This window comes from Streptomyces sp. NPDC002785, from assembly GCF_040295565.1.
GTDB lineage: Bacteria > Actinomycetota > Actinomycetes > Streptomycetales > Streptomycetaceae > Streptomyces.
In genome coordinates, this window is the sequence record NZ_JBEOVN010000370.1 from 1 (window position 1) to 3,137 (window position 3,137).

The window sequence follows — 3,137 nt, forward strand, 5'->3', positions numbered from 1 at the left end:
GACGAGCCGACGGCGCAGGTGGACTGGTCGGCCGGTGCGGTGGAGTTGTTGGCGCAGGCGCGTTTGTGGCCGGAGCTGGACCGTCCGCGCCGGGCCGGTGTCTCGTCCTTCGGCGTCAGCGGCACCAACGCCCACGTGATCCTGGAGCAGGTCCCGCAAGACCTCCAGACCCCGCCGGCTCCGCAGACAGGCCCCCAGGGCCCGTCCGAGTCGTCATCGACCGCCCCCGCCCACATACCTCCCGCCCTGCCCTGGACGGTCTCGGCGAAGAGCGCCGACGCGTTGCCGGCCCAGGCCGCCCGGCTGGCCTCCTTCGTGCGCGGGCGCCCGGAGTTGAGCGAACTCGACCTCGCGCACTCCCTCGTCACCACCCGCACGACGTTCGAGCACCGCGCCGTGGTCGTCGGCGCGGGCGGCGACCGCGAGCGCTTCCTCGCCGGTCTTGACGCCCTGGCCGCAGGCGATCCGCTCCCCGAGAACGTGGCCAGGAGCGACAGGAGCACGGGCGGGCTCGCGTTCCTGTTCACCGGGCAGGGCAGCCAACGACTCGGCATGGGCCGCGAGTTGTACGAGCGGTATCCGGCGTTCCGGAGCGCCTTCGACGCGCTGTGCGTCGCCCTTGACCGCCACCTCGCCGGACACGTGGACCTCCCGCTCCGGGACGTGGTCTTCGCCCGCCCGGGTTCGCAGGCGGCCGGACACCTCGACTCCACGGTGTACGCGCAGTCCGCCCTCTTCGCGGTCGAGACGGCGCTCTACCGCCTGTACGAGTCCTGGGGTGTTCGCCCCGACGTGCTCGCCGGGCACTCCATCGGCGAGCTGACCGCCGCCCACGCGGCCGGGGTGCTCTCGCTCGAGGACGCCGCGGCCCTGGTGGCCGCGCGCGGCAGGCTGATGCAGGCCATGCCCGGCGACGGCGTGATGATCGCCGTCGACGCGGCGGAGAGCGACGTGCTGCCGTTCGTTACCGCCCGGCCCGGCGCCGTGGCGATCGCGGCGGTCAACGGCACGACATCCGTTGTCCTCTCCGGCGACGCCGGAGCGGTCACCGCCGTCGCCGACGAACTCGCCGCCCGGGGGCACAGGACCCGGCGGCTGCGGGTCAGCCACGCCTTCCACTCCCCGCACATGGACGGGATGCTCGACCGGTTCCGCGAGGTCGTGGCCGGGCTGGCCCTGCTCCCGCCGACCGTCCCGGTCGTCTCCAACCTCACCGGAGCCCTGGCCACACCCGAGCAGTTCGGCTCGCCCGACTACTGGGTCGACCACGTCCGGGGAACCGTCCGGTTCCTCGACGGAGTCCGGGTGCTGCACGACCAGAACGTGACCACGTTCCTGGAGCTGGGCCCGGGCGGTGTCCTCACCTCCCTCGCGCAGCAGGCCTCCGCAGACCGGTCCGATGCGGGCCTGTCGTTCCTCCCCTCGCTCCACCGGGAGGAGGACGAGGCCGTCGCCGTTGTGACGGCCCTCGGCCGGCTGCACGCCCGGGGCGTCCCGGTGAGCTGGACGGCTCTGTTCGACGGCTCCTCGCCCGGCCGGGTCGACGACCTTCCGACGTACGCCTTCCAGCACCAGTGCTTCTGGCTGGACGCCGACGCACGCGCCACCGACGCGGGCGGACTGGGCCAGCGGACCGTGCTGCACCCCCTGCTGAACGCCGCCGTCGAACTGCCCGACACCGATGGCCTGGTCCTCACCGGGCGGCTGCGCGCCATGACACCCGGCCTGCACGCCGTCGCGCCCGGCCTGGACGCCGTCCTCCTCGAAACCGTCCTCCGGGCAGCGGACGAGGCCGGCTGCGGCACGGTCGAGACCCTGCGAGTCGAGCAGTCGTTGCCCCAAGGGGATGACGTCCTGCTCCGGGTCACCATCGGCGCTCCGGACTCCCACAGGAACGGTGGTCGTTCGGTCGGGGTGCACACCCGCCCGGCGGTCGCCGTCGACGGCGCACCGTGGACCCGGCATGCCACCGGAACCCTCGTGGCGCAGATCCAGGAACCGGCATTCAGCCTGGCGCAGTGGCCACCGGTCGGCGCTGAGCCGTTGGACGTGGACGGAGTCGGCCCGGCGTGGCGGCGCGGCGACGAGATCTTCACCGAGGTGACGCTGGAGGAGGAACTCCGGGCGGAGGCGAACCAGTTCGGCCTTCACCCCGCCCTGCTGGCCGCCGCCCTTCGGCCGACGCTCCTGAGCGTGCTCGACGGCGTGTCCTCGCCGCGCACGCCCGCCGCCTACGACGATCTGGTGCTCCACGCCTCGGCGGCCACCCGCCTGCGCGTGCGCGCGGCCCACGACGGCGGTGGCCGGTTCCATGTCGAACTGGCCGACACCGGAGGCAAACCGGTGGCCTCCGTTGGATCACTGCTGCTCCGTGCCGCGCTCCCGGCCGAGCCCGTGCCCACGGTCCCTGTGCGGGAGGTGACGGAGGCGATCAGGCCGGTCAGGTCGACCGCGCAGACGGACGAACCGTCGGACGGCGGCTACGCCACCCGACTCGCCGCGCTGCCCGGGGCCGAGCAGCACCGGGCCGTCCTCGAACTGGTCCGCGCCCAGGCCGCCGCGGTACTGGGCCACGCCCAGACGATCGAGACGACGAAGGACTTCCGGAGCCTCGGCTTCGACTCCCTCGCCGGACTGCGGCTCCGTACGCGGCTTCAGACTGCCGTCGGCATCGACCTGCCGGCCACCCTCGTCTTCGACCACCCGACTCCCACGGCACTCGCGGACTTCCTCCGCGCGGAACTGCTCGGGGAGTCCCCGGACAGCACCGTCGACACGGGGACGAATTCCGTCGTACACGACGCGGGCGAGCCGATCGCGATCGTGGGGATGGCCTGCCGTTTTCCCGGTGGGGTGACATCGCCCGAGGAGCTGTGGGACCTGGTGGCCTCCGGTGGGGACGGGATCTCCGGGTTCCCGGTGAACCGGGGTTGGGACCTGGAGAACCTTTACCACCCGGACCCCGATCACGCCGGGACGAGCTATGCGCGGGAGGGTGGATTCCTGCATGACGCGGACGAGTTCGACGCGTCCTTCTTCGGTATCTCGCCGCGTGAGGCGCTGGCGATGGATCCGCAGCAGCGGCTGATGCTGGAAACCTCCTGGGAGGCGTTGGAGCGCGCGGGCATCGACGCGGC

At 72.9% G+C, this 3,137-nt stretch carries 1 protein-coding gene; it reads left to right on the plus strand.

The features are described 5' to 3' along the window. A partial coding sequence (locus ABTZ94_RS37035; RefSeq protein WP_351207783.1) for an acyltransferase domain-containing protein occupies nucleotides 1-3,137 on the plus strand: 3,137 nt, incomplete at both ends.